Consider the following 25270-nt stretch of genomic DNA (forward strand, 5'->3'; position numbering starts at 1 on the left):
AAATTTGTTACTTTATAACATATGAAAATTGCGCTCGTTAGCTTTACGCTGTTGTTCAGCGGCGCCGTGTGGGCGCATCCACACAGCTTTATTGATATGCAGACCGAACTGATCGGTAAGGACGATCATCTCAGCGCGATGAAGATGGTATGGACCATGGATGAAATCACTTCCGCCGATCTGCTGTACGATGCCGGCAACGCCAAACCCGGCGAGGTGGTGTGGAAAAAGCTGGCGGCACAGGTAATGGCCAATGTGCTGGGCCAGCACTATTTTACCGAAGTGTGGCAGGATAAAAATCGGGTGAAATTTCTCAACCTGCCGCAGGAGTATCAGCTGTCGCGCAAGGGCAATAAAGCGGTGCTGGAGTTCATTGTGCCGTTCGGCGAACCGCAGTCGTTAAGCGCCAGGCAATACCGCATCCAGACCTTCGATCCCAGTTACTTTGTTGATATGTATTATGACAATCCGCAAGCCATCACCATGGATGAGACCGTGAAAGCCCATTGCCAGTTTGACTTACACACGCCCAAACCGAATGACTCGCTAAAACAGTACGCGCTGTCGCTGGATAAAGCTGACGCACCGCCCGAGGATATGGATCTCGGCCAGCAGTTTGCTCAGACGGTAACCCTGACATGTCGTTGATTTCACTGCCTGGCGCTTCCCGTCGCTGGTGGCCGCTGTGGCTGCTGGCTGCGCTGCTGATTACCGCGGGCGCTTTGCTGTGGCTGCACTGGCCGCAGATTCTGCTGCAAAGCGTACTGTGGCAAAAGGTTCTGCACCGTGAGATGACGCAGCTCCTGCAACAGGTGGCGCAGCAGCCGCAGCAGGCCGGTGTCACGCTGATGCTGTTCAGCCTTGCCTATGGCGTGCTGCATGCGCTGGGGCCGGGCCACGGCAAAGTGGTGATCAGCACCTTTCTCGCTACCCACCCGGCGCAGCTGAAAACCAGCATGAAGCTGACGCTGCTGGCGGCGCTGTTGCAGGGCGCGGTGGCGATTGCTCTGGTGACGCTGATGCTGGTGGTGCTGCAAACCTCGTCGCGCCAGCTGCATCTCACCAGTTACTGGCTGGAGAAAGGTAGCTATTTGCTGGTGATGGCGCTCGGCGTCTGGGTGGGCTGGCGCGCGCTGCAGGGGTTACGCCGCGCGTTCCGTCCGGCGACCGGGCTCCAGATTCGCGCGGTACGGCCACATCATCAGCATCATGCTGACTGCGGCTGCGGTCATGCCCACCTGCCGAGCGCGCAACAGCTGGCCGGTGCGGTGAGCGGCAAAACCCAGGCGCTGGTGGTGCTGTCGATGGGGCTGCGGCCCTGTTCTGGTGCCATCATGATGCTGTTGTTTGCCAAAGTGATTGGCGTATATGGCTGGGGCGTGGCCTCGGCGCTGACCATGGCGCTGGGCACCGCGCTCACCGTGTCGCTGCTGGGTTTGCTGGTGCAGCGCTCGCGCGTGCTGGCGGTGCGTCTCGGCAGGGTCAGCAGCAGAGGGGCAGCGCAATGGTTGTTGCCGGCCGTGATGCTGGCTGGCAGCCTGCTGTTGCTGCTGGCCGGCTTTATTTTATGGCACAGTGCTACGCCCGGCTTCGGTGGCGGTCTGCGTCCTTTTTAATTAATACGCTTTAAAAAATAAGCGCAGCATATTCCCTGAATATGCTGCGTTTTTTTTTGCCCGCGACGCAGACTTTAATTTCTCTTGCCCGACGATCTGGTGAAAAGAGTTTTCTCTGTCTACGCTAGATAATATCAAAAAGGACAGGGTGTGCTCTTATATGCGTTACTCTTTATCGTCAATGTTTGTGAGGAAATAAATATGCCTGAAACCTGGACTAATAATGGCAGCACGGAAACGGTGGTGGAAACGCACGGCGGTTTACCGTTGAAACGCATTTCCTGGAGTGCCGTATTTGCAGGGGTGATTGCGGCATTAATCATTCATATTTTACTGGGGCTGCTGGGAACCGCGATCGGCGCCACGACCATCGATCCCCAGCAGGAACAAAATCCGCTGGAACACCTGGGGACCGGGGCGCTGATTTGGACCGGGGCCAGCATGCTGATTGCGCTGGCGGTCGGTAGCTACGTTGCCGGACGGCTGGCTCAGCGCGAAGGTGCGCTGCACGGTCTGCTGATGTTTGGTGTCAGTACCCTGATTACGCTGTGGCTGGCGATTTCACTTGCCAGCGGTATTATCGGCGGCGCCTTTAATATTTTAGGCTCCGGTTTTAATGCCCTGGGGAACGGTATTTCTGCGGTAGCGCCATCGGTGACCAATATGGCGAAAGAGAAGCTGCAGGAAAATAATATCAACCTGGATGATTTGCAAAATGAATTGCAAACCACGCTGCGTCAGACCGGCAAACCGGAACTGCAGCCGGAAAATTTACAGCAGGATGTAAATAGCGAAGCGAATAATGCGCAAAACCAGGCGAAACAGACGGCACAGAATCCACAGAATGCCGACAATGATATTGCCAATTGGATCCGTGGTGTACTGAGTCGTCATGCCGATACGCTGCAGGCTGCAGACCGTGATGCGCTGAAAAACATTATTAAAGCGCGGACCGGAAAAAGCGATCAGGAAGCGGAGCAGATCGTTAATCAGACTGAGCAGAGCTATCAACAGGCGATGCAGAAATATCAGCAACTGAAGCAGGAAGCGGAGCAGAAAGCGCGTGAAGCCGCAGAGAAAGCCGCGGCGGCAACGGCGAAAGCCAGCTGGTTTGCCTTCTTCATGATGCTGATCGAGGCGGTGCTGGCGGCGGTCCTCGGTGGTGTCGGTCGGCGTACCCAGCCGCGCACCGTGTTAACCCACGAGCGTCGGTAACAAAGTCAGTAATAAAAAAGGCGGCTGATTTAGCCGCCTTTTTTTGCTTAGCGCTTCAGCGCTTCGCTCAGTTCTTCGCGCATGCTGGCCAGCATCGCCTTCACCACACGCGGGTTACCGGCCACCAGGTTGCCAGACAGCATATAGCCGTGGTTACCGGTGAAATCGGTCACCAGACCGCCCGCTTCACGCACCAGCAGTTCACCGGCAGCGAAATCCCATGGCTTCAGGCCAATCTCAAAGAAACCGTCAACGCGACCTGCGGCCACATAGGCCAAATCCAGCGCAGCAGAGCCGGTACGGCGGAAATCAGCGCACTGGGTAAACAGTTTTGCCACGATGTTGATGAACGGCGTGGCGTGCTGCTTCAGCTTGAACGGGAAGCCGGTAGCCAGAATGGTGCCGTCGAGGTCACGCGCCGTGCTGCCGCGCAGGCGATAGCCGTTAAGCTGCGCACCCTGACCGCGTACAGCGGTGAACAGTTCGTTACGCATTGGATCATAAACCACCGCCACTTCGGTGCGGCCTTTGATGCGCACGGCGATAGAAACAGCAAAGTGGGGCAGACGTTTGATGAAGTTGGTGGTGCCATCCAGGGGATCGATTACCCATTGAACATCCTGATCGTCGCCCGCCAGCTCACCGCTTTCTTCGGTGATGATGGTGTGTTGCGGGTAGGATTTGCGAATCACTTCGACAATCAGACGTTCTGCGTCGCGGTCAACATTGGTAACGAAGTCGTTGCTGCCTTTCTGGCTGGCTTCGACGGCGTCCGGGGTTTCATAATTCTTGGCAATTAAATTTCCGGCCTTGCGCGCTGCGCGCACGGCGATGTTGAGCATCGGATGCATCGGTATCTCTCACTGGATGTTAAAGAACGGGGTGAAAACGGCGCGGAGTATATCAGGGTGTTCAGCAAATGTCCTGCTTTTATGTTAGGATGCGCGCCATCATTTCCTTATCGCTATCTATTATGCTGCAAAATATCCGAATCGTACTGGTAGAAACCTCGCACACCGGCAACATGGGTTCCGTTGCCCGCGCCATGAAAACCATGGGCTTAAGCAACCTGTATCTGGTCAATCCGCTGGTGAAACCGGACTCGCAGGCTATTTCACTGGCTGCCGGTGCCAGCGATGTGATCGGTGAGGCGAAGATCGTCGATACGCTGGATGAGGCGATTGCCGGCTGTAGCCTGGTGGTGGGGACCAGCGCCCGCTCGCGCTCGCTGCCGTGGCCGATGCTTGACTCGCGTGAATGCGGCATCAAAAGCGTGGAAGAGGGCCAGCAGGCGCCGGTAGCGCTGGTGTTTGGTCGCGAACGCGTGGGCCTGACCAACGAAGAGCTGCAGAAGTGCCACTATCATGTCGCCATTCAGGCCAACCCGGAGTACAGCTCGCTCAACCTGGCGATGGCGGTGCAGATTATTGCCTATGAAGTGCGCATGGCGTGGCTGGACGCGCAGGAGAAAGCCAGTCCGCAGCCGCAGTATGAAGCCTCACCGTATCCGCTGGTTGACGATCTGGAGCGCTTCTATCAGCACATCGAGCAGATGATGCTGAACAGCGGCTTTATCCGCCAGGGCACACCGAGCCAGGTGATGAGCAAACTGCGTCGCCTCTATACCCGTGCGCGTCCGGAGCGCGACGAACTCAACATTCTGCGCGGCATGCTGTCGTCGTTTGAAAAACCCAAAAACGACAAGGGTAATAGTTGAGTAAAACACCAGGTTAAATAGTTGAGCGAAATACTCGGTTAAATAGTTGACCAAAATACTCGGGAATGTCAGACTGGCCTCCATTCTTCAGATAACCCGCCAACTCGCTGGCGGACGCTTACGAGGTTGTATGCTATGAGACTGACATCCAAAGGACGTTATGCCGTAACCGCTATGCTGGACGTTGCCCTGCACTCGCACGAGGGCCCGGTACCGCTGGCCGATATTTCAGAGCGTCAGGGCATTTCGCTCTCCTATCTGGAGCAGTTATTCTCGCGTCTGCGTAAGCACGGTCTGGTGGCCAGCGTGCGGGGTCCGGGCGGCGGTTATCTGTTAGGCAAAGACGCCGGCGCGATTGCGGTCGGCGCGGTGATTACCGCGGTGGACGAATCCGTTGACGCCACCAAATGCCAGGGTAAAGAGGGTTGCCAGGGCGGCGAGCGCTGCCTGACCCACGTTCTGTGGCGCGACCTGAGCGAGCGCATCAGCGATTTCCTCAACAACATCACGCTGGCGGAACTGGTTAATAACCAGGAGATCCTCGACGTGGCCGATCGCCAGAACAGCGTTGATAACCGTCGCTTCCAGCAGCATCGCGTGCAGGAAACCATCAACGTCAATCTGCGCGCCTGATCCTCTCCCGTTCAGCCTCTGCTGTTAACCCAGGAGAGGCTGAATCGTGCTATAAAGACGTATGATTTTTTATACGGAGTTTTAGCGCAATGAAATTACCGATCTACCTGGATTACGCAGCGACAACGCCTGCGGATCCGCGTGTCGCCAGCAAAATGATGCAGTTCCTCACTTTGGATGGCACCTTCGGTAACCCCGCTTCCCGTTCCCACCGTTTTGGCTGGCAGGCTGAAGAGGCCGTTGACGTGGCGCGCAACCAGGTTGCCGAACTGATCAACGCCGATCCACGCGAAATCGTGTTTACCTCCGGTGCCACCGAAGCCGATAACCTGGCGCTCAAGGGCGCGGCGCAGCAGCATCAGGCGCGCGGTAAACACATCATCACCAGTCAGACCGAACACAAAGCGGTGCTCGACAGCTGTGCCCAGCTGGCGCGTGAAGGCTTTGACGTCACCTTTCTGCAGCCCGGCGCGGACGGCATCGTCACGCCTGCGATGCTGGAGGCGGCACTGCGCGACGACACCGTGCTGGTGTCGCTGATGCACGTCAATAATGAAACCGGCGTGATTCAGGACATCGCCGCGCTGGGTGCGCTGTGTCACGCGCGCGACATCCTGTTCCACGTGGACGCCACGCAAAGCGTGGGCAAACTGCCGCTCGATGTCAGCGCGCTGCCGGTGGATTTGATGTCGTTCTCAGCGCACAAGCTGTACGGGCCGAAAGGCATCGGCGCGCTGTGGGTGCGGCGTAAACCAAAACTGCAGATCGACGCGCAGATGCATGGCGGCGGTCACGAGCGCGGCATGCGTTCGGGGACCTTGCCGGTGCACCAGATTGTCGGCATGGGCGAAGCCTATCGCATCGCGCGCGAAGAGATGGCGGACGAGAGTGCGCGCCTGGCTACGCTGCGCCATCGTCTGTGGCAGGGCATCAGCACGCTAAGCGACGTACAGCTCAACGGTTCACTCGAACAGGGCGCGCCGAATATCCTCAATATCAGTTTTGCCCACGTCGATGGCGAATCGCTGATCATGGCGCTGAAAGATCTGGCGCTGTCGTCGGGATCCGCCTGTACCTCTGCCAGCCTTGAACCTTCCTACGTTCTGCGCGCCATGGGCGTGGATCAGCAGCTGGCTTACAGCTCGCTGCGCTTTTCGCTGGGTCGCTTTACCACGCAGGAAGAGATCGATTATGCCATCGGGGTGGTACATAAGGCGGTAACGCGCTTACGGGCGCTGACGCCGGCCACTTCCCGCTAAATTTTCGCCCTGCGCCGGTCAGTGCGCAGGGATAACAAACGCAAACGGAGCCACGCGATGACAACACAACCCATGACGATTACGCTCAGCTCCCAGGCCGCCGACGCGCGCTGGGGCGAGAAAGCCTTGCTGAGCAGCAATGAAAGTGGCATGACCGTTCACCTGACCGGTGCCGATGCGCTGATGAGCATTCAACGTGCCGGACGCAAGCTGGACGGCCAGGGCATCCGCCACGTCGCGCTGAGCGGCGAAGGCTGGGATCTGGAGAAATGCTGGGCGTTCTGGCAGGGTTTCCGCAGCCCGAAAGGCCAGCGTCAGGTCGAATGGCCGACGCTGAGTGAGGCCGATCAGGCCGAATTCGATCGGCGCCTGAAGATCGTTGACTGGGTGCGCGACACCATCAACCTGCCTGCGGAAGATTTCAGTCCGGAGCAGCTGGCGCACAGCGCCATCGATCTGATCAGCGAAGTAGGCGGTGACGCGGTGAGCTATCGCATCATCAAAGGTGAGGATCTGCGTGAGCAGGGCTATGCCGGGATTCATACCGTGGGCCGCGGCTCGACGCGTCCGCCAGTGCTGCTGACGCTGGACTTCAACCCCGGCGGCGACGACAGCACACCGGTGTACGCCTGCCTGGTGGGCAAAGGCATCACCTTTGATACCGGCGGCTACAGCCTGAAGCAGAGCGCGTTCATGGATTCGATGAAATCCGATATGGGCGGCGCGGCAACGGTAACCGGTGCGCTGGCGCTGGCGATTGCGCGCGGCCTGGATAAGCGCGTAAAGCTGTTCCTGTGCTGCGCCGATAACATGGTCAGCGGCAACGCGTTCCGCCTCGGCGACATCATCCGCTATCGCAACGGGAAATCCGTTGAAGTGATGAACACCGACGCCGAAGGGCGTCTGGTACTGGCCGATGGACTGATCGATGCCAGCGAACAGCGTCCGCAGCTGCTGATTGATGCGGCCACGCTGACCGGTGCCGCGAAAACCGCGCTGGGCAACGATTATCATGCGCTGTTTACCTTTGACGACGTGCTGGCGGAGTCGCTGCTGGGCAGCGCCACCAGCGAAAACGAAGCCTTCTGGCGTCTGCCGCTGGCCGAGTTCCACCGCAACCACCTGCCGTCCAATTTTGCCGATCTGAATAACATCGCCAGCGCAGCCCACGCGGCGGGCGCCAGCAGCGCGGCAGCGTTTCTCTCGTGGTTCGTCAGCAACTATCAGCAGGGCTGGCTGCACATTGACTGCTCCGCGACCTATCGCAAAAGCGCGGTGGATCAGTGGTCCGCCGGTGCGACAGGCCTTGGCGTGCGGACCATTGCCAGTCTGTTACTGAAATAATCCCGACAACGGCAGGCTGCAACCTGCCGTCTTTTTTGGAAGCCTATCCCTTATGAGTAACCGTCTTGAAGAGGTGCTGAAGCTGGCGGCCACCGAGCCTGCGCACCGTCCGGAATTTTTTCAGCTGTTGCTGGAGGCCGATGTCTGGGTGCCGGGCGAAAGTCCCGCAGAGCAGTTTGATGCCACCTCGCCGGTAGAATTACAGCACTGGGAGAAAGAGGGCGGCGGCAGCGTGATCCCTTTCTTTACCTCAGAAGCAGCGATGAGCGAAGCCATTCAGGGTGAGCAGCCGTATCTGCGTTTACCGACGCGCACGCTGTTTGAAATGACGCTGGGCGAAACGCTGTTCCTCAATCCAAAACTGCCGGCCGGCAAAGAGTTTTCACCCGGCGAGATCGCGCATCTGCTGGGCGAAGAGGGCAGTGCGCTGAGCCAGCAAACGGTGCTGGAGGGCGGTCATGCATTGCTGCTGTCCGAAGTGGCCGAGCCGCCGGCGCAGATGATCGATTCGCTGACCCAGCTGTTTGCGAAATACAAACAGGTGCGTCGCGCCTACGTTGCCAGCATTCGTGAGCGTGCCGATGAACAGGCGAATCTGTTGATTGGGATTGAAGCCGACAGCGATATTGATGCGATTATTCAGGCGGCCGGCAGCGTGGCGACTGATACGCTGCCCGATGACGCGCCAATTGATATCTGTGAAGTGGTCAGTAATGAGCAGGGTGTCAGCCATTTCTTCACCGCGCACATTACGCCGTTTTATGAGCGCCGCTGGGGCAGTTTCCTGCGCGATTTCAAAGGCAGCCAGCGGATTATTTAGTGCCGGTGCGCATCAGTGCGCCGGTAAATCGCACCGATTTCACCCAGGTGCGCATAAATGCGTCATCAACATTGTACCGATTTCACCCAGGTGCGCATTAATGCGTCATCAACATTGCACCGATTCACCCAGGTGCGCATAAATGCGTCATCAAAATCGCACCGATTTCACCCAGGTGCGCATAAATGCGCACCCTACGTGTAGGGTCGCCGTTCACGGCGACCGGATACACTTATTTCTCAATCGGTAAATCGTCGCGGCTGCCCCATTCTCCCCACGAACCGTCGTACAGCGTCACGTCACGTACGCCCAGCGCGGTCAGCGCCAGAATCACCACCACCGCCGTCACGCCGGAGCCGCAGCTGGCGACAATCGGCTGATCCAGCTTAATCCCTGCCTTTGCAAACAGATCGCGCAGCTCGGCGGCCGGTTTCAGCTCACCGTTGGCCACCAGATTGTTCCACGGCATATTCAGACTGTGCGGGATATGGCCGCGCAGCAGGCCGGGACGCGGCTCATCCACTTCGGCATTGAAACGGTTGGCCGCGCGCGCATCGACAATCTGCGCGCCGCCCTCGTGGCTGATCAGCAGGACATCGGTCAGGCGCTTTACCTGGCTGCTGTCGTATTGCGCGTCAAACTCGCCTTCAGGCAGATTCACCGGACCGGTAGCCAGGCTGAAGCCAGCGGCTTTCCAGCCCTGCAGGCCGCCCGCCAGAATCGACACCTGTTCACAGCCAAAGGCACGCAGCATCCACCAGGCGCGCGGCGCGGAGAACAGATTGCCTTCGTCGTACACCACCAGATGTTTATCCTGGCTGATGCCCAGCTCGCGCATCGCCACGGCAAAGGTCTCTGCGCGCGGCATCATATGCGGATACGGGCTGGTGTGATCGGACAGCGCTTCGATGTTGAAAAAAGGCGCATCCGGCAGATGCCCGGCCAGATACTCCGCCGTGATATCGCGCACCGCTTCCTGACCTGGCGGCAGCATGCGGGCATCCAGCACCTGCAAACGCTCTTCGTGGTAATGTTCATTCAACCAATCAGCGGACACAAACATGGCTGTCATAGCAACCTCTTCTCCATCAGCGGCAAAGGCCCAGTGTCCGGGAATGTGAAGGCTATCTCAAGGGTAACATTGCTAAAGTTGGCGGCTTGATGTGAAATTGCGCAGCACAACACGTTTAACCTTTTGGGGCTGGTGAGGGAATTACCATGGCAAGATGTGTAAAACGACTGCTGTTCAGCGTGCTGCTCGGCGGCGCATTACTGGGCGGCGCGCAGCCGTCGCTGCAGGCGGCTGATACGCCTGCGCCGCAGGCCGCGACACGCGATCTCGCGGTGATCGACCTTTCCGAGCTGCAGCTGGACGGCGCGGCGGCGCTGGTACTGACCTTCAACCGCGCGCTCGACGGTCAGCAGGATTTCAACCATTGGATCAGCCTCACCGACGACAGCAGCGGCAAGGTCGACGGAGGCTGGGAGCTAGCGCAGAACGGCAAAGTGCTGCGCTTCCGCCATCCGCAGCCGGCGCGCAAGCTCACCGTCACCGTCAATGCCGGCCTGAAGGCCGCGGATGGCAGTGCCTTAGCCAGCCCATTCAGCCAGACACTCACCACGCGCGACATCCAGCCGATGGTCGGTTTCGCCAGTCGTGGCTCGCTGCTGCCGCTGCGCCTGGCGCAGGGACTGCCGGTGCTGGCGCTCAACGTTAACCAGATCGATGTTGATTTCTTCCGGGTGAAAAATGCCTCGCTGGCGGATTTTCTCGCCCAGTGGAATTACGGCAACAATTTGTCGTACTGGGAATCGCGCGATCTGCTGAAAAACGCCGATCTGGTTTACAGCGGCCGCTTCGATCTCAACCCGGCACGCAATACGCGGGAAAAAATGCAGCTGCCGCTCGGCGACGTCGCGGCGCTGAAACAGCCGGGTGTCTATCTGGCGGTGATGAAACAGGCCGGCACCTACAACTACACGCAACCGGCGACACTGTTCACCCTGAGCGACATTGGTCTGTCGCTGCACCGTTTTCCCACCCAGCTGGAACTGTTTACACAAAGCCTCGCCAGTGGCGATCCGCTGGCGGATGTCAGCGTGCAGCTACTGGATGAAAAAGGCCAACAGCTGGCGAGCGGCAGCAGCGACAGCGAAGGTCATCTGCATTTAGCGGCTAACGCCAAAGGCAAGCTGCTGCTGGCGACCAGTAAAGGCCAGACTTCGCTCATCGACCTTAATCGCCCGGCGCTGGATCTGGCCGAATTCCCGATTGATGGCCCGCAAGGCTACGACAAACAGTTCTTCATTTTTAGCCCGCGCGATCTCTATCGCCCCGGCGAAACGGTCATCGTTAATGCGCTGCTGCGCGATGCCGATGGCAAACCACTGCCGCCGCAGCCGGTGAAAGCTGAAGTGGTGCAGCCGAATGGTGAAGTGGCACAAACCTTCGTCTGGCAGCCAGAGAACGGCGTTTATCAACAACGTTTTGCCTTACCGGCCTCGGCGATGACCGGTAAATGGACGCTGCGTATTAACAGCGGCGACAACCAGCCGCGCAGCTGGCCGTTCAATGTAGAAGATTTCCTGCCAGAACGGATGGCGCTGTCGCTTAAAAGCAACACTCAGCCCCTGTCGCCAGATGCCAACGTCACCTTTGATATCGAAGGTCGTTATTTGTATGGCGCGCCAGCGGCAGGCAACGAACTGCAAGGCCAGCTGTTCCTGCGCCCGGCGCGTGAAGCGGTCGCTGCGTTGCCCGGTTATCAGTTTGGCGACATCACGGAGGAACTGAAACGAAGCCTTGATGATGTGGATGAAAAGCTGGACGACAGCGGCAGGCTGCAGCTTAAGGTCGAAAGCAGCTGGGCGGAGAGCCACTCTCCGCTCAACCTGATTTTGCAGGCCAGCCTGCTGGAGACCGGCGGTCGTCCGGTAACGCGCCGCGCCACGCAAGCGATCTGGCCGGCGGCCGCGCTGCCGGGCATTCGTCCGTTGTTTAACAGCGAATCGGTGTACGACTATCGCACCGATCGTTATAACGATGAGCCAACCGTACCGGAAAACAGCCTCGCCGAATTTGACGTGGTGTACGCCAATGCGCAGGGCGAAAAGCTGGCGGCGCAGGATCTTGATGTGCGTTTGATCCACGAACGTCGCGACTACTTCTGGAGCTTCTCCGACAGCGAAGGCTGGCAGTCACGTTACGATGAAAAAGATCTGCAGGAAGAGCAGCAGCGCATCAGCATTGCGGCGGGCGGCACCCAGAAAGTCAGCTTCCCGGTAGAGTGGGGCACCTATCGTCTTGAAGTGCATGTCGGTGACAACATCGTCAGCAGCGTGCGTTTCCAGGCTGGTTACTGGTGGCAGGATAACACTAACGGCACCGGGGCGCTGCGTCCGGATCAGGTCAAACTGAAGATCGACAAAGCCGCCTATCAACCCGGCGACACCGCGCGTGTCACGGTGGAATCCCCGGCGGCCGGCAAAGGCTATCTGCTGGTGGAGTCGAGCAGCGGCACCTTGTGGTGGCAACCGCTGGATGTGCCGGCGGGCGGCGCTACCATTAATGTGCCAGTCAGTGCGGAGTGGAAACGCCACGATCTGTATCTCAGCGCGATTGTGGTGCGCGACGGCGACAAAGCGAATGGCACCACGCCAAAACGCGCGGTCGGCTTGTTGCATCTGCCGATGGCAACCGCCGCGCGCCGCCTGACGCTGGCGCTGGAGGCACCGGACAGGATTCGGCCGGAACAAACTGTGCAAGTGAAGGTTAAAGCCCGCCGCGAGGGCGGTGCGCTGCCGCAGCAGGTGCAGGTATTGTTGTCGGCGGTGGACAGCGGCGTGCTGAGCATTACCGACTATGCCACCCCCGATCCGTGGAACGGCTTCTTTGGCCGCAAGCGCTACAACGCCGATCAGTATGACGTGTTCGGACAGTTGATTGAGGGTGGTGGCAAACTGGCGGCGCTGCGTTTTGGCGGTGACGGGGATGATGCCGATGCGCTGTCGCGCGGCGGTAAAAAGCCGGTCACCGAGGCGCAGATTGTGGCGCAGCAGCTGCAGCCGGTGACGCTGGATGCCAGCGGCGAGGGCACGCTGGAACTGCCGGTACCGGCCTTTAACGGCGAGCTGCGGCTGATGGCGCAGGTGTGGAGCGAAGACAGTTTCGGCGCGGCGGATCGTAAAATGGTGGTCGCCGCACCGCTGGTAAGCGAACTGGCGACGCCGCGCTTTCTTGCCAGCGGCGATCAATCAACACTGGCGCTGGATTTGACCAACCTCACCGATCAACCTCAAACGTTGAACGTCGCGGTTAACGCCAGCGGCTTGATTGCACTCAACGGCCAAATCCCGGCCAGGGTGCAGCTGGCGAAAGGGGCGCGGACCACGCTGGCGATCCCGGTTAAAGCGCAGGACGGTTTTGGTGAGGGCGACGTGCAGGTGACCGTTTCGGGGCTGAGCCTGCCGAACGAGACGCTGGTACCGAGCGTGCGCCGCTGGAAGATTGGTGTGCGTCCGGCTTATCCGGCGCAAACCCTGAGTTTCGATAACGTAATGAACAGCGGGCAGCGCTGGCAGGTGATGGCGAGCGCGTTCAACGGCCTGCAGGCCAGCACGCTGAGTGGCCAGCTGTCGCTGAGTTCTCAGCCGCCGCTGAATATCGCCAGCTACATCAGCCAGCTTTACGCTTATCCCTATGGCTGTCTGGAGCAGACCGCCAGCGGCATCTGGCCTTCACTCTTCACTAATCACGCCCAGCTCAGCGCGATGGGCATCAAAACCAGCAGTGATGAGGCGCGCCGCGCGGCAATTGACACCGGCATTGCGCGCCTGGCCGGCATGCAGCGCGGTAACGGCAGCTTTGGCCTGTGGAGCAAAGAGAGCAGCGAGGAGTTCTGGCTCACCGCTTACGTCACTGACTTCCTGCTGCGCGCCAGCGAAGCGGGCTACAGCGTGCCGGAGGGCGTGATTAATCGCGCCGACCAGCGCCTGCTGCGTTATTTGCAGGATCCGGCGCAAATCGAAACCAGCTGGAGTAGCAATGCCGATGCGCTGCGTTTTAGCGTGCAGGCCTATGCGGGGCTGGTGCTGGCGCGTCAGCAGCAGGCGCCGCTCGGCGCGCTGCGGGCGCTGTATAACCAACGCGCCCAGGCGAAGTCCGGACTGGCGCTGGTGCAGCTTGGCGTGGCGTTGCAGCAGATGGGCGATACGCAGCGCGCCCAGCTGGCGCTGATGCAGGGCATCGCGCTGCAACGCCAGCCTGACATGTGGCTGGGCGATTACGGCAGTCCGCTGCGTGACCGCGCGCTAACGCTGGCGCTGCTGACGGAAAATCAGCTGCTGCCGGAGCAGCAGGGGCCATTGCTGATTGAACTGGCGCAAACGCTGCACGGGCAGCGCTGGTTCTCTACCCAGGAGAACAATGCGCTGTTCCTCGCCGCGCGGACGCTGCAGCAGCATCAGGGTGAAGCCTGGCAGGCCACACTGCAGGACCAGTCGCTGCGCAGCGATCGACCGCTGAGTCTCGGGCTGAGCGCGCAGCAGTTGCAGCAGGGCCTGACGGTGACCAGCGACACGCCGTCGCCGCTGTACGGCACGCTCAATGTGGTCGGCTATCCGCGCAGTGCGCCGTCACCGGTCAGCAACGTGCTCAGCATCAGTCGCGAATACTTCACGCTGGACGGCAAACCGGCCGATCTCAATAACCTGAAGAGCGGTGAGCTGCTGGTGGTGCGGCTGAAGGTGGGCGCCAGCCAGCGCGTCAGCGATGCGCTGGTGGTGGATCTGCTGCCGGCCGGGCTGGAGCTGGAAAATCAAAACCTGAGCGACAGCAGCGCCAGCCTGGGCGACAGTGCCGATGCGCTGAAAGAGAGCATGATGGACATGCAGCAGGCCAACATCAAACATCTTGAGTTCCGCGACGACCGCTTTGTCGCCGCGCTGGCGCTGGATGGCTACACGCCCGGCACGCTGCTGTATCTGGCGCGTGCGGTGACGCCGGGCAGTTATCGTCTGCCGCCACCGCAGGTGGAGTCGATGTATGTGCCCGCGTGGCGCGCCATCGGCACCACGCCGGAAAAACTTCATGTGCGTTAAGCGCCCGTGACGCTGGGCCACCGACGCCTGTGCGGGCTGACGCTGCTGTTACTGCTGCTGGTGGGCGCAGTATGGCTGCTGGACCGGCTCGATCCGCTGCCGCTGCGCCAGTTACAGCCGGCGCGGGTGGTGGTAGCGGAAGATGGCACGCCGCTGTGGCGCTTTGCCGATCGACAGGGTGTGTGGCGCTATCCGGTGACGCTGGACGAGGTGTCACCGGCCTATATTGAGGCGCTGCTGACCTACGAAGACCGCTGGTTCTGGCACCATCCCGGCATTAACCCGCTGGCGATAGTGCGCGCCGTCGGGCAAAACCTGCTGCAGCACGGCATTGTCTCCGGCGGCAGCACGCTGACCATGCAGGTGGCGCGGCTGATTGATCCGCAGCCGCGTACCCTGAGTGGCAAAGTGGTGCAGGCGTGGCGCGCGCTGCAGCTGGAGTGGCATCTGTCGAAGCGCGAGATCCTCACGCTGTATCTCAACCGCGCCCCGTTTGGCGGCACGGTTGAGGGCGTCGGCGCCGCCAGCTGGATGTGGCTGGGCAAACCGGCCTCGCAGCTTACCCGCGGCGAGGCGGCGCTGCTGGCGGTGCTGCCGCAGGCACCCAGCCGTTTGCGCCCGGACCGCTGGCCGCAGCGCGCTGAAGCTGCCCGCAATAAAGTGCTGGATCGCCTGGCGCAGTATCAGGTGTGGCCGGCGCAGACCGTCGCCGAAATCAAACAGGAGCCGGTATGGCTGCCGCCGCGTCAGCTGCCGCAGCTGGCACCGCTGCTGGCGCGCCGGCTGCTGTCGCTGTCGCCCGACAGCAAAATTACCTCCACGCTGGATGTGTCGCTGCAGCGCGAACTGGAGAACCTCGCTGCGTCGCTGCAAACCCGGCTGCCGCCGCGCACCTCGCTGGCACTGCTGGTTGTCGACCACAGCAGCATGAAGGTGCGCGGCTACGTCGGCTCGGTGTCTTTCAATGACGACAGCCGCTTTGGCCATGTGGATATGATTGCCAGCGTGCGTTCGCCGGGATCGCTGCTCAAGCCGTTTGTCTACGGCATGGCGCTGGATGATGGTCTGATTCATGGCGAATCGCTGCTGCAGGATGTGCCACGCCGCTTTGGCGACTATCGTCCCGGCAATTTCGACAGCGGCTTTCACGGCCCGGTCAGCGCCAGCGAAGCGCTGCAGCGTTCGCTCAACCTGCCGGCGGTACAGCTGCTGGAGGCGCTTGGACCGAAAAACGTCGCCGCGCGGCTGCGCAACGTCGGCCTGAATCTGCGTTTTCCGGCGGGCGGTGAACCGAATCTGTCGCTGGTGCTGGGCGGCACCGGCGCGCGGCTGGACGACATTGTCGCCGCCTACAGCGCCTTTGCCCGCCACGGTAATGCTGCGCAGCTGCGCTGGCTGCCGCAGCAGCCGCTGCTGCAGCGCCCGTTACTGTCGCCCGGCGCGGCGTGGATTGTGCGCCGCATCCTCGCCGGTGAGGCGCAGCCTGCCGCCAGCGGGGCGGTCGCCGATATCGTGCCGCTGGCGTGGAAAACCGGCACCAGCTACGGCTATCGCGACGCCTGGAGCGTTGGTATCACGCCACGCTATCTGATTGGCGTCTGGGTGGGCAGGCCGGATGCCACACCGGTTGCCGGCCAGTTCGGTTACGCGTCGGCGGTGCCGGTGATGCAGCAGGTTAATCACCTGCTGGCGGGACACCTGCCGGCGCGCGGCGTGCCCGGCGATCCGCGCCCGGCGACGGTCAGCGCCGTCAGTATCTGCTGGCCCGGCGGCCAGCCGTTGCCCGCCGGCGACGAGAACTGCCGGCAGCGGCGTTACAGCTGGGTGCTGAATCAGACCGTGCCGCCAACGCTGCTGGCGCCGGGGCAGGAGGGCGTCAATGGCTTACGCCAGCGCTTCTGGCAAAATAGCAAAGGGCTGCGCGTGGCGGCGGATTGTCCGGATGCGCAAAGCCGGGAACGCGTAATGTGGCCGCTGCCGCTTGAGCCGTGGCTGCCACCGGGCGAACGGCGGGCGCAGCGCCTGCCGCCAGTGGATGCGACCTGCCCGCCGCTCAATCAGGGGGACAGCGTGCCGCTGCTGGTGACCGGCGTGATCAATGGCCAGCGCGTGCAGCCGCTGCCTGGTAAGGCCGTATTGCTGCTGCCGGTGGCGGTGCAGGGCGGGCAGGGTACGCAGCGCTGGTGGTTTTTAAACGGGCAGCCGGTGGAGCTTGCTGCGGGAAAAAGCAGCGCCTCGCTGGTGCTGCGCGAGCCCGGTCGTTATCAGCTGGTGGTGATGGATGAGGCCGGGCAGCTGGCTTCGGTGTCTTTCACGCGCGGCTAAACGCAGCGCTATGGCATATTTTTTGCGTGTTTGCCCCGACAGAAATCAATTATTTTCAATAATTCCTCTCTTCACTCATAGGCAAGGCGCGCCGATCTCCCTATAATCGGCGCGTTTTCTTACCGGGAGCGGGTTCCCGGTTTCTTCAGGATGCTAATCAGAGGTAATCATGGCAATCGAACGCACTTTCTCCATCATCAAACCAAACGCCGTCGCTAAGAACGTGATTGGTGCTATCTACAACCGTTTCGAAAGCGCTGGCTTCAAAATCGTTGGTGCGAAAATGCTGCACCTGACCAAAGAGCAGGCTGAAGGCTTCTACGCGGAGCACAAAGGCCGTCCGTTCTTTGATGGTCTGGTTGAGTTCATGACTTCTGGCCCGGTTGTGGTATCTGTTCTGGAAGGCGAAAACGCTATCCAGCGTCACCGCGATCTGATGGGTGCAACTAACCCGGACAACGCGCTGGCCGGTACGCTGCGTGCTGACTACGCAGACAGCTTCACCGAAAACGCCACCCACGGTTCTGACTCTGCAGAATCTGCGGCACGCGAAATCGCTTACTTCTTCGCAGAAAACGAAGTCTGCCCACGTACCCGCTAAGTGCGCGGTAGCGGATGCGGACAGACGTCTTTACACCTTGTAACCGGTGGCTAAGACGTTCCCCTGGCATCACGCAGCAGATGTAGTACAATTATGCGCCCTTGTTGAGCCTGGCTCAGCGAGGGCGCTGTTTTTTTCCTATTCTTAACCAGAGCCGTAACGTGTAACAACGAGGCCAGAGAACATTATGTCCGAACAGATTGTGACGCCGTCGTCCGCTTCCCCCGTGGTTGTTTCCCCGAAAAACGAAAAAATTAACCTGCTGGATCTTAACCGTCAGCAGATGCGCGAATTCTTTGTTGAGATGGGCGAAAAACCGTTCCGTGCCGATCAGGTCATGAAGTGGATGTATCACTACTGCTGCGATGATTTCGAGCAGATGACAGACATCAATAAAGTGCTGCGTGGCAAGCTGATGCAGCGCGCTGAAATTCGTGCGCCGGAAGTGGCGGAAGAGATGCGCTCCAGCGATGGCACCATCAAGTGGGCGATTCGCGTCGGCGATCAGCTGGTGGAAACCGTGTATATCCCGGAAGCCGACCGCGCCACGCTGTGCGTCTCCTCGCAGGTAGGTTGTGCGCTGGAGTGTAAATTCTGTTCGACCGCGCAGCAGGGCTTTAACCGTAACCTGCGCGTGTCTGAAATCATCGGTCAGGTATGGCGTGCGGCAAAAATTATCGGTGCCGCTAAAGTGACCGGCCAGCGTCCGATCACCAACGTGGTCATGATGGGCATGGGCGAGCCGCTGCTCAACCTTACCAACGTGGTACCGGCGATGGAGATCATGCTGGATGACTTCGGTTTCGGCCTCTCCAAACGTCGCGTGACGCTGTCGACCTCGGGCGTAGTGCCGGCGCTGGACAAGCTCGGCGATATGATCGACGTGGCGCTGGCGATTTCGCTGCACGCACCGAATGACACCATCCGCGATGACATCGTGCCAATCAACAAAAAGTACAACATCGAAGCTTTCCTGGCGGCGGTGAAGCGCTACATTGGCAAATCCAACGCTAATCAGGGCCGCGTGACGATTGAGTACGTGATGCTGGATCACGTCAACGACAGCACCGAACATGCGCATGAGCTGGCGGCGCTGCTGAAAGAGACGCCGTGCAAGATCAACCTGATTCCGTGGAACCCCTTCCCGGGCGCGCCGTATGGCCGCAGCTCGAACAGCCGTATTGACCGCTTCTCCAAAGTGCTGATGGAGTACGGTTTCACCACCATCGTGCGTAAAACGCGCGGCGACGACATTGATGCCGCCTGTGGTCAGCTGGCGGGCGATGTTATCGACCGCACCAAGCGTACGCTGCGTAAAAAAATGGCCGGTGAAGCCATCTCTGTGAAGGCGCTCTGAAAGATCGCGCCCGCTGCTACGCATCGGGCGTCAGGCATGGCAGTCTCTGCGCTGAACTGACAGGGAGAGACTGAGATGCGTAAAGGATTACCCGCCGCGCTGCTGGCCGGCTTTGTTGTAACCGGGTGTGTCGAAGCACCGGCGCGGCACGGCGCGGCCGATATCCGGCTGCAGCTGGGATTGCACTATCTGGCGGTGAAGGATTATGCCGCGGCGCAGCGCAATTTGCTGCGCGCGCAGCAGGCCGCGCCGCGCGATTACCGGGTGCCGCTGGCGCTTGCGCGCGTCGCGCAGGCACAGCAGAATAATGCCCGGACGCGCCATTACTACCAGCGCGCGCAGCAGTTAGCGCCGCTGAATGGTTATGTGGCTAACAATTACGGTGCGTTTCTCTGCGGTTTGAGGCAGTATGACGAAGCGCATCAACAGTTTAAGCTGGCAACTGAAGCGCAGCACAGCGACGCCGCTCAGGATGCCCTGCTGTTTTCGGGCTATTGTTACCTGCAGGCGGGAGAGGATCGCGCCGCGCGCCAGCAGTTCGATCTCGCGCTGGATGCCGCACCGGAGCAGGGCAGTATGCTGCTGACGGAAGTGGAACGACGGCTTGAACAGCAGCAGTGGGCTTCAGTGCCGCTGCTTTTAGAAGTTTACCATCAGCATTTGCCGGCAACGGCAGAGAGTCTGGGGTTACAGATACGTTTCGCCGCGCAACAGGGAAACGCTGCTGACGTTACACGTTATGGCGACCGGTTGGCGCGAAGTTTTCCACAATCGATACAGTACCAGCGTTATTTAGCTAATGAATACTGAAGCCACTCAAGAGAATTCTGCAGTACATTCCACAGGTGAACGCCTGCGTCTGGCCCGTGAGCAGATGGGGCTGACCCAGCAAAACGTCGCTGAGCGCCTGTGCCTGAAACTTTCTACCGTGCGTGATATTGAAGAGGATAAATCCCCGGCGGATTTGGCCTCGACCTTCCTGCGCGGCTACATTCGCTCTTATGCGCGTCTGGTGCATGTACCTGAAGATGATCTGCTGCCGATGATGGCAAAGCAGGCTCCGGTGCGTGCGGCGAAAATTGAGCCGATGCAGAGCTTCTCACTGGGTAAGCGTCGTAAAAAGCGTGACGGCTGGTTGATGATCTTCACCTGGCTGGTGATTTTTGTGGTGGTCGGCCTGACCGGCGCCTGGTGGTGGCAGAACCATAAAGCCTCACAGGCGGATCTGGTGTCGATGGCTGACCAGAACGGCAGCAGCAGCGACAACAGCCAGTCGATTCCGCTGGGTGATAACAGCACGGACAGCACTACCGACAGCGACACTAACGCAGCCGGTACGCCGATTGACACCGGTGCCGGTGCGGTCAGCACGCCAGACAACGCTGGCAGTACCAGCAGTGCGCCAGCAGCGACCAGCAGCAACACGGCAACCAGCAGCGACAACGCGGTGGTGTCTCCGAGCCAGGCGCCGATTGATAACGCACCGCCAGCGGCCACCTTACCGGCGCCGGCCAACAGCGTGCCGGCAGGCTCAATGCCAACCGGTACCGCTGCCGTCAGCCAGCCCGCGGGCGATCCTAACGCCGTGGTGATGAACTTCAAAGCTGACTGCTGGCTGGAAGTCACCGATGCGACCGGTAAGAAGCTGTTCAGCGGATTGCAACGTAGCGGCGGTAAACTCAGCCTGTCCGGCACCGCTCCGTATCGTCTGAAAATTGGCGCTCCGGGTGCGGTTGACGTGCAATATCAGAATCAGCCCGTTGATTTAAGTCGTTTTATCCGTAATAACCAGGTTGCCCGTCTGACGCTGGGTGCGCAATAACGCGCAGCGCGCTTTCCGGGTAATTGTGGAGAGAGAATATGCATAACGAAGCACCCATTATCCGTCGCAAATCTACACGTATTTACGTCGGCAAGGTGCCGGTTGGCGATGGCGCGCCTATCGCCGTTCAGTCAATGACCAACACCCGTACCACGGACGTCGAAGCCACGGTGAATCAGATCCGTCAGCTGGAGCGCGTCGGCGTGGATATCGTGCGTGTGTCCGTGCCCACTATGGATGCGGCGGAAGCCTTCAAACTGATTAAGCAGCAGGTCAACGTGCCGCTGGTAGCGGACATTCACTTTGACTACCGCATCGCTCTGAAAGTGGCCGAGTACGGCGTCGATTGCCTGCGCATTAACCCGGGCAACATCGGTAACAACGAGCGTATTCGCCAGGTAGTGGATTGCGCCCGTGACCACAATATTCCGATCCGTATCGGCGTTAATGCCGGTTCGCTGGAAAAAGATCTGCAGGAAAAATACGGTGAGCCAACGCCGCAGGCGCTGCTCGAATCCGCGATGCGTCATGTTGATCACCTCGATCGCCTCAACTTTGACCAGTTCAAAGTGAGCGTCAAAGCCTCCGATGTGTTCCTGGCGGTGGAATCTTACCGTCTGCTGGCAAAAGCCATCGATCAGCCGTTGCACCTTGGCATCACCGAAGCCGGTGGCGCGCGTGCGGGAGCGGTGAAATCAGCGATCGGCCTTGGTCTGCTGCTGGCGGAAGGGATTGGCGATACGCTGCGCATTTCGCTGGCCGCCGACCCGGTTGAAGAGGTCAAAGTCGGCTACGACATCCTGAAATCACTGCGCATCCGCTCACGCGGCATCAACTTCATCGCCTGCCCGACCTGTTCGCGCCAGGAGTTTGACGTCATTGGTACGGTGAACGCACTGGAAGAGCGGCTGGAAGACATCATCACGCCGATGGACGTCTCGATCATTGGCTGCGTGGTGAACGGTCCCGGCGAAGCCACGGTCTCGACGCTCGGCGTGACCGGTGGCAACAAGAAGAGCGGTTTCTACGAAGATGGCGTGCGCCAGCGCGATCGCCTCGACAACAATGACATGATCGATCAGCTGGAAGCGCGCATCCGTGCGAAAGCCACCATGCTGGACGAGAGCCGCCGCATCAACGTGCAGCAGCTGGAAAAATAAAGGACGGTGTGCGCCCGGCGCACGCCAGTTGTGATTGAACCTGTGCGGTTTCATCCTCATAAGGTATGATGCCGGACAGGTTTTTTTGTATTAAGAGATTCTAACGTGGCGAAGAATATTCAAGCGATTCGCGGGATGAACGATTACCTGCCGGCAGATACCGCCATCTGGCAGCGTATTGAGGGCACCCTGAAGCAGGTGCTGGCCAGCTACGGCTACAGTGAAATCCGTCTGCCAATCGTCGAGCAAACCCCCCTGTTCAGCCGCGCGATCGGTGAAGTCACCGACGTGGTTGAAAAAGAGATGTACACCTTTGAAGACCGCAACGGCGAAAGCCTGACGCTGCGTCCGGAAGGCACCGCAGGCTGCGTGCGCGCCGGTATCGAACATGGTCTGCTGTACAATCAGGAGCAGCGCCTGTGGTACATCGGTCCGATGTTCCGCTACGAGCGTCCGCAGAAGGGGCGCTATCGTCAGTTCCACCAGATGGGTGTGGAAGTGTTTGGCCTGCAGGGGCCGGACGTGGACGCCGAGCTGATCATGCTGACCCATCGCTGGTGGAAAGCGCTGGGTATCGCTGACCACGTTGAGCTGGAGCTGAACTCCATCGGTTCACTGGACGCGCGCGCCAACTACCGCAGCGCGCTGGTGGCCTTCCTTGAACAGCATAAAGAGGTGCTGGACGAAGATTGCAAACGCCGCATGTATACCAATCCGCTGCGCGTGCTGGACAGCAAAAATCCGGATATTCAGACGCTGCTGAACGACGCGCCGACGCTGGGTGAATTCCTCGACGAGGAGTCACGTGAACACTTCAGCGGCCTGTGCGCGCTGCTCGACGATGCCGGCATCAAATACCGCATCAATCAGCGCCTGGTGCGCGGCCTCGATTACTACAACCGCACCGTGTTCGAATGGGTGACCAGCAGCCTCGGCTCGCAGGGCACCGTGTGCGGCGGCGGTCGCTATGATGGTCTGGTGGAGCAACTGGGCGGCCGCGCAACGCCGGCGGTCGGTTTTGCCATGGGGCTCGAGCGTCTGGTGCTGCTGGTGCAGGCGGTGAATCCGGAATTTGAACCGACGCGCATTGTTGATGTCTATGTTATCGCTTCGGGGCAGGGCGTGCAGTCCGCCGCGATGCAACTGGCGGAAAAACTGCGTGATGCCGACCCGGCGCTGAAGCTGATGACCAACTTCGGCGGCGGTAACTTCAAGAAGCAGTTTGCCCGTGCAGACAAGTGGGGCGCACGCATTGCGCTGGTGCTGGGCGAAGACGAAGTGAAAGCGGGCCAGGTGGTGATTAAAGACCTGCGCACCGGCGATCAGCAGACGCTGGCGCAGAGCGACGCCGCCGCGACGCTGCACACGCTGCTGCAGTAAGCGCAGCACTGCAACAGGCATTTTAAGGAGAGGGATTGCGTGGAAGTTTACAGCAACGAAAACGAACAGGTTGATGCGCTGCGTCGCTTCTTTGCCAATAATGGCAAAGCGCTGGCGGTCGGGGTCATCGTCGGTATCGCTGCGCTGGGTGGCTGGCGTTTCTGGAGCAGCCATCAGGAAGGAGCGGACAAAGCCGCGTCGGCGCAGTATCAGCAGCTGACCAGCGCCATGCAGGCAGACAAGCCGCAGACGCTGGAAGCGGTCGCCAGCTTCGCCAGCGAGAACAACAACACCTACGGTGCGCTGGCCGCGCTGGATCTGGCTAAACAGTACGTTGCCGCCAATCAGTTAGACAAAGCCATCACGCTGTTACAGAGCGGGCTGAAAGACACCAAAGATGCCAATCTGCAGGCGGTGATCAACCTGCGTCTGGCACGCATTCAACTGCAGCAAAATCAGGCCGATGCCGCCCTTACTACCCTGAACAATGTGAAGGGTGATGGCTGGACAGCCATTGTGGCGGACATTCGTGGCGAAGCACTGCTGAGCAAAGGCGATAAGCAGGGCGCCCGTGATGCCTGGAGCAAAGGTGCGGAATCGCAGGCTTCTCCTGCGCTGAAGCAGATGCTGCAGATGAAGATGAATAACTTAAGTTAAGCCAGTCAAGAGAGCGCACATGGAATTACGTAAATACCTGCTGCCAGGGCTGATGTCAGTCACTCTGCTCAGCGGTTGCTCGCTGTTCAGCGGCGAAGAAGATGTAGTGAAAATGGCCCCGCTGCCGAAGGTTGAAAACCAGTTCACGCCGGAAACCGCGTGGAGCACCTCGGTCGGTGACGGCGTGGGTGATTTCTACTCCAATCTGCATCCCGCCTGGCAGGACGGCACCGTGTATGCCGCCGACCGCTTCGGTATCGTGAAAGCGCTCGACGCCAGCAACGGCAAAGATAAGTGGAAAGTGAACCTCTCTGAGAAGACCGGCTTCTTCTCGAAAAACATTTCGGCACTGCTGTCTGGCGGTATCACGGCCAATGGCGATCGCCTCTACATCGGTAGCGAGCGGGGGCAGGTATTTGCCCTGAACAGCAGCGACGGCAGCATTGCCTGGCAGACCAAAGTGGCCGGTGAAGCGCTGTCGCGTCCGGTGGTCAGCGATGGCCAGGTACTGATTCACACCAGCAACGGTATGCTGCAGGGGCTCGATCAGAGCAGCGGCGCGGTGAAATGGAGCGTGAATCTGGATATGCCAGCGCTGTCGCTGCGCGGTGAATCGGCGCCGGCAGTAGCGTTCGGCGGCGCGATTGTTGGCGGCGATAACGGCCGCGTCAGCGCGGTGATCATGAACCAGGGCCAGCTGATCTGGCAGCAGCGTATCTCCCAGCCAAGCGGCGCAACTGAGATTGATCGTCTTAACGATGTCGACACCACGCCGGTGATCGTCAATGGCGTGGTTTATGCGCTGGCCTACAACGGTAACCTGACGGCGCTGGATCTGCGTTCCGGTCAGATTCTGTGGAAGCGTGAAATCGGCGGCGTCAAAGATCTGATCGTCGATGCCGGTCGCATCTATCTGGTGGATCAGGATGACCGCGTGATTGCGCTCAACGCCGATGGCGGCGTGGCGATCTGGCGTCAGAGCGATCTGCTGCACCGTAACCTGACGTCTCCGGTGCTGTTCAACGGTTACCTGGTGGTCGCCGATAGCGAAGGCTACGTGCACTGGATCAACACCCTGGACGGCCGCTTTGTGGCGCAGCAGAAACTGGACAGCGACGGCTTCCAGACCGAGCCAGTCGTGGCCGGTGACAAGCTGCTGATCCAGGCGAAAGGCGGTGAGGTCTACGCCATCACCCGTTAAGGCGATGGCCCGACGGGCAGCGTTTCGCACGCATTGATACGGCTCCTGATTCGTCAGGGGCCGT

The 25270-nt window shown here is 59.9% G+C and carries 20 protein-coding genes; 18 read left to right on the top strand and 2 right to left on the bottom strand.

What is annotated here, in order from left to right; translation table 11 throughout:
• Positions 1 to 21 precede the first annotated feature (21 nt).
• The 3 genes from FT726_RS01805 (at position 22) to FT726_RS01815 (ending at position 2831) form a co-directional block, all read left to right on the top strand.
• The gene (locus FT726_RS01805) at positions 22 to 648 is read left to right on the top strand and encodes a DUF1007 family protein (RefSeq protein ID WP_059009930.1); all 627 of its coding nucleotides are present in this window, start codon (positions 22 to 24) and stop codon (positions 646 to 648) included.
• Positions 639 to 1616: a nickel/cobalt transporter gene (locus FT726_RS01810; RefSeq protein ID WP_346302347.1), complete on the top strand. Its 978-nt coding sequence runs from the start codon at positions 639 to 641 to the stop codon at positions 1614 to 1616. Before FT726_RS01805 ends, FT726_RS01810 begins: the two co-directional genes overlap by 10 nt.
• Before the next feature lie 201 nt (positions 1617 to 1817).
• Complete coding sequence (locus FT726_RS01815; protein WP_058758290.1) at positions 1818 to 2831, top strand: hypothetical protein; 1014 nt, start codon at positions 1818 to 1820, stop codon at positions 2829 to 2831.
• Between the two features lie 47 nt (positions 2832 to 2878).
• Here the strand turns inward: FT726_RS01815 and suhB are convergent, their stop codons facing one another.
• Positions 2879 to 3682, bottom strand: coding sequence for an inositol-1-monophosphatase (suhB, locus tag FT726_RS01820; protein ID WP_058758291.1), 804 nt, complete (start codon positions 3680 to 3682; stop codon positions 2879 to 2881).
• A 122-nt stretch (positions 3683 to 3804) separates the two neighbouring features.
• Here suhB and trmJ point away from each other — a divergent pair, with 122 nt between their 5' ends.
• The 5 genes from trmJ (at position 3805) to sseB (ending at position 8604) form a co-directional block, all read left to right on the top strand.
• A complete protein-coding gene (trmJ, locus tag FT726_RS01825; protein WP_031279390.1) occupies positions 3805 to 4548 on the top strand; it encodes a tRNA (cytosine(32)/uridine(32)-2'-O)-methyltransferase TrmJ in 744 nt (247 codons plus the stop codon).
• A gap of 135 nt (positions 4549 to 4683) precedes the next feature.
• Positions 4684 to 5181 (top strand): Fe-S cluster assembly transcriptional regulator IscR, encoded by a 498-nt coding sequence (iscR, locus tag FT726_RS01830; protein WP_031279392.1) that lies wholly within the window; start codon positions 4684 to 4686, stop codon positions 5179 to 5181.
• A gap of 89 nt (positions 5182 to 5270) precedes the next feature.
• On the top strand, positions 5271 to 6440 hold the full coding sequence (locus FT726_RS01835; RefSeq protein ID WP_136545942.1) for an IscS subfamily cysteine desulfurase: 1170 nt from the start codon (positions 5271 to 5273) through the stop codon (positions 6438 to 6440).
• A 57-nt stretch (positions 6441 to 6497) separates the two neighbouring features.
• The gene (pepB, locus tag FT726_RS01840) at positions 6498 to 7784 is read left to right on the top strand and encodes an aminopeptidase PepB (RefSeq protein ID WP_346302348.1); all 1287 of its coding nucleotides are present in this window, start codon (positions 6498 to 6500) and stop codon (positions 7782 to 7784) included.
• Positions 7785 to 7836: 52 nt separating this feature from the next.
• Positions 7837 to 8604, top strand: a complete 768-nt coding sequence (sseB, locus tag FT726_RS01845) for an enhanced serine sensitivity protein SseB (RefSeq protein ID WP_058758294.1) — start codon at positions 7837 to 7839, stop codon at positions 8602 to 8604.
• 232 nt (positions 8605 to 8836) lie between these two features.
• Here the strand turns inward: sseB and sseA are convergent, their stop codons facing one another.
• A complete protein-coding gene (gene sseA / locus FT726_RS01850) occupies positions 8837 to 9676 on the bottom strand; it encodes a 3-mercaptopyruvate sulfurtransferase (RefSeq protein ID WP_141496580.1) in 840 nt (279 codons plus the stop codon).
• A gap of 146 nt (positions 9677 to 9822) precedes the next feature.
• Here sseA and FT726_RS01855 point away from each other — a divergent pair, with 146 nt between their 5' ends.
• The 10 genes from FT726_RS01855 (at position 9823) to bamB (ending at position 25206) form a co-directional block, all read left to right on the top strand.
• Positions 9823 to 14703, top strand: a complete 4881-nt coding sequence (locus FT726_RS01855; protein WP_346302349.1) for an alpha-2-macroglobulin — start codon at positions 9823 to 9825, stop codon at positions 14701 to 14703.
• A 27-nt stretch (positions 14704 to 14730) separates the two neighbouring features.
• Positions 14731 to 17028 (top strand): peptidoglycan glycosyltransferase PbpC, encoded by a 2298-nt coding sequence (gene pbpC, locus FT726_RS01860; protein WP_346302360.1) that lies wholly within the window; start codon positions 14731 to 14733, stop codon positions 17026 to 17028.
• 169 nt (positions 17029 to 17197) lie between these two features.
• The gene (gene ndk / locus FT726_RS01865) at positions 17198 to 17629 is read left to right on the top strand and encodes a nucleoside-diphosphate kinase (RefSeq protein ID WP_021506555.1); all 432 of its coding nucleotides are present in this window, start codon (positions 17198 to 17200) and stop codon (positions 17627 to 17629) included.
• 187 nt (positions 17630 to 17816) lie between these two features.
• On the top strand, positions 17817 to 18986 hold the full coding sequence (locus FT726_RS01870; protein WP_021506556.1) for a bifunctional tRNA (adenosine(37)-C2)-methyltransferase TrmG/ribosomal RNA large subunit methyltransferase RlmN: 1170 nt from the start codon (positions 17817 to 17819) through the stop codon (positions 18984 to 18986).
• 75 nt (positions 18987 to 19061) lie between these two features.
• Positions 19062 to 19796: a type IV pilus biogenesis/stability protein PilW gene (gene pilW, locus FT726_RS01875; protein WP_058770850.1), complete on the top strand. Its 735-nt coding sequence runs from the start codon at positions 19062 to 19064 to the stop codon at positions 19794 to 19796.
• Positions 19786 to 20808: a cytoskeleton protein RodZ gene (gene rodZ / locus FT726_RS01880; RefSeq protein WP_282995568.1), complete on the top strand. Its 1023-nt coding sequence runs from the start codon at positions 19786 to 19788 to the stop codon at positions 20806 to 20808. Before pilW ends, rodZ begins: the two co-directional genes overlap by 11 nt.
• A 38-nt stretch (positions 20809 to 20846) precedes the next feature.
• On the top strand, positions 20847 to 21968 hold the full coding sequence (ispG, locus tag FT726_RS01885; protein WP_021506559.1) for a flavodoxin-dependent (E)-4-hydroxy-3-methylbut-2-enyl-diphosphate synthase: 1122 nt from the start codon (positions 20847 to 20849) through the stop codon (positions 21966 to 21968).
• A gap of 105 nt (positions 21969 to 22073) precedes the next feature.
• On the top strand, positions 22074 to 23348 hold the full coding sequence (gene hisS / locus FT726_RS01890; protein ID WP_031279395.1) for a histidine--tRNA ligase: 1275 nt from the start codon (positions 22074 to 22076) through the stop codon (positions 23346 to 23348).
• Between the two features lie 39 nt (positions 23349 to 23387).
• A complete protein-coding gene (locus FT726_RS01895) occupies positions 23388 to 24005 on the top strand; it encodes a YfgM family protein (protein ID WP_021506561.1) in 618 nt (205 codons plus the stop codon).
• A gap of 19 nt (positions 24006 to 24024) precedes the next feature.
• Entirely contained in the window at positions 24025 to 25206 is a 1182-nt protein-coding gene (gene bamB / locus FT726_RS01900; RefSeq protein ID WP_346302350.1) for an outer membrane protein assembly factor BamB, read from the top strand.
• Positions 25207 to 25270 lie beyond the last annotated feature (64 nt).

Origin of the sequence: Pantoea sp. Morm (assembly GCF_016643525.1) — a bacterium.
GTDB classification, from domain to species: Bacteria; Pseudomonadota; Gammaproteobacteria; order Enterobacterales; family Enterobacteriaceae; genus Pantoea; species Pantoea dispersa.

Coding starts and splice junctions, on each gene's coding strand:
- FT726_RS01805 (WP_059009930.1), top strand. CDS start 22: ATGAAAATTGCGCTCGTTAGCTTTACGCTGTTGTTCAGCGGCGCCGTG.
- FT726_RS01810 (WP_346302347.1), top strand. CDS start 639: ATGTCGTTGATTTCACTGCCTGGCGCTTCCCGTCGCTGGTGGCCGCTG.
- FT726_RS01815 (WP_058758290.1), top strand. CDS start 1,818: ATGCCTGAAACCTGGACTAATAATGGCAGCACGGAAACGGTGGTGGAA.
- suhB (WP_058758291.1), bottom strand. CDS start 3,682: ATGCATCCGATGCTCAACATCGCCGTGCGCGCAGCGCGCAAGGCCGGA.
- trmJ (WP_031279390.1), top strand. CDS start 3,805: ATGCTGCAAAATATCCGAATCGTACTGGTAGAAACCTCGCACACCGGC.
- iscR (WP_031279392.1), top strand. CDS start 4,684: ATGAGACTGACATCCAAAGGACGTTATGCCGTAACCGCTATGCTGGAC.
- FT726_RS01835 (WP_136545942.1), top strand. CDS start 5,271: ATGAAATTACCGATCTACCTGGATTACGCAGCGACAACGCCTGCGGAT.
- pepB (WP_346302348.1), top strand. CDS start 6,498: ATGACAACACAACCCATGACGATTACGCTCAGCTCCCAGGCCGCCGAC.
- sseB (WP_058758294.1), top strand. CDS start 7,837: ATGAGTAACCGTCTTGAAGAGGTGCTGAAGCTGGCGGCCACCGAGCCT.
- sseA (WP_141496580.1), bottom strand. CDS start 9,676: ATGACAGCCATGTTTGTGTCCGCTGATTGGTTGAATGAACATTACCAC.
- FT726_RS01855 (WP_346302349.1), top strand. CDS start 9,823: ATGGCAAGATGTGTAAAACGACTGCTGTTCAGCGTGCTGCTCGGCGGC.
- ndk (WP_021506555.1), top strand. CDS start 17,198: ATGGCAATCGAACGCACTTTCTCCATCATCAAACCAAACGCCGTCGCT.
- FT726_RS01870 (WP_021506556.1), top strand. CDS start 17,817: ATGTCCGAACAGATTGTGACGCCGTCGTCCGCTTCCCCCGTGGTTGTT.
- pilW (WP_058770850.1), top strand. CDS start 19,062: ATGCGTAAAGGATTACCCGCCGCGCTGCTGGCCGGCTTTGTTGTAACC.
- rodZ (WP_282995568.1), top strand. CDS start 19,786: ATGAATACTGAAGCCACTCAAGAGAATTCTGCAGTACATTCCACAGGT.
- ispG (WP_021506559.1), top strand. CDS start 20,847: ATGCATAACGAAGCACCCATTATCCGTCGCAAATCTACACGTATTTAC.
- bamB (WP_346302350.1), top strand. CDS start 24,025: ATGGAATTACGTAAATACCTGCTGCCAGGGCTGATGTCAGTCACTCTG.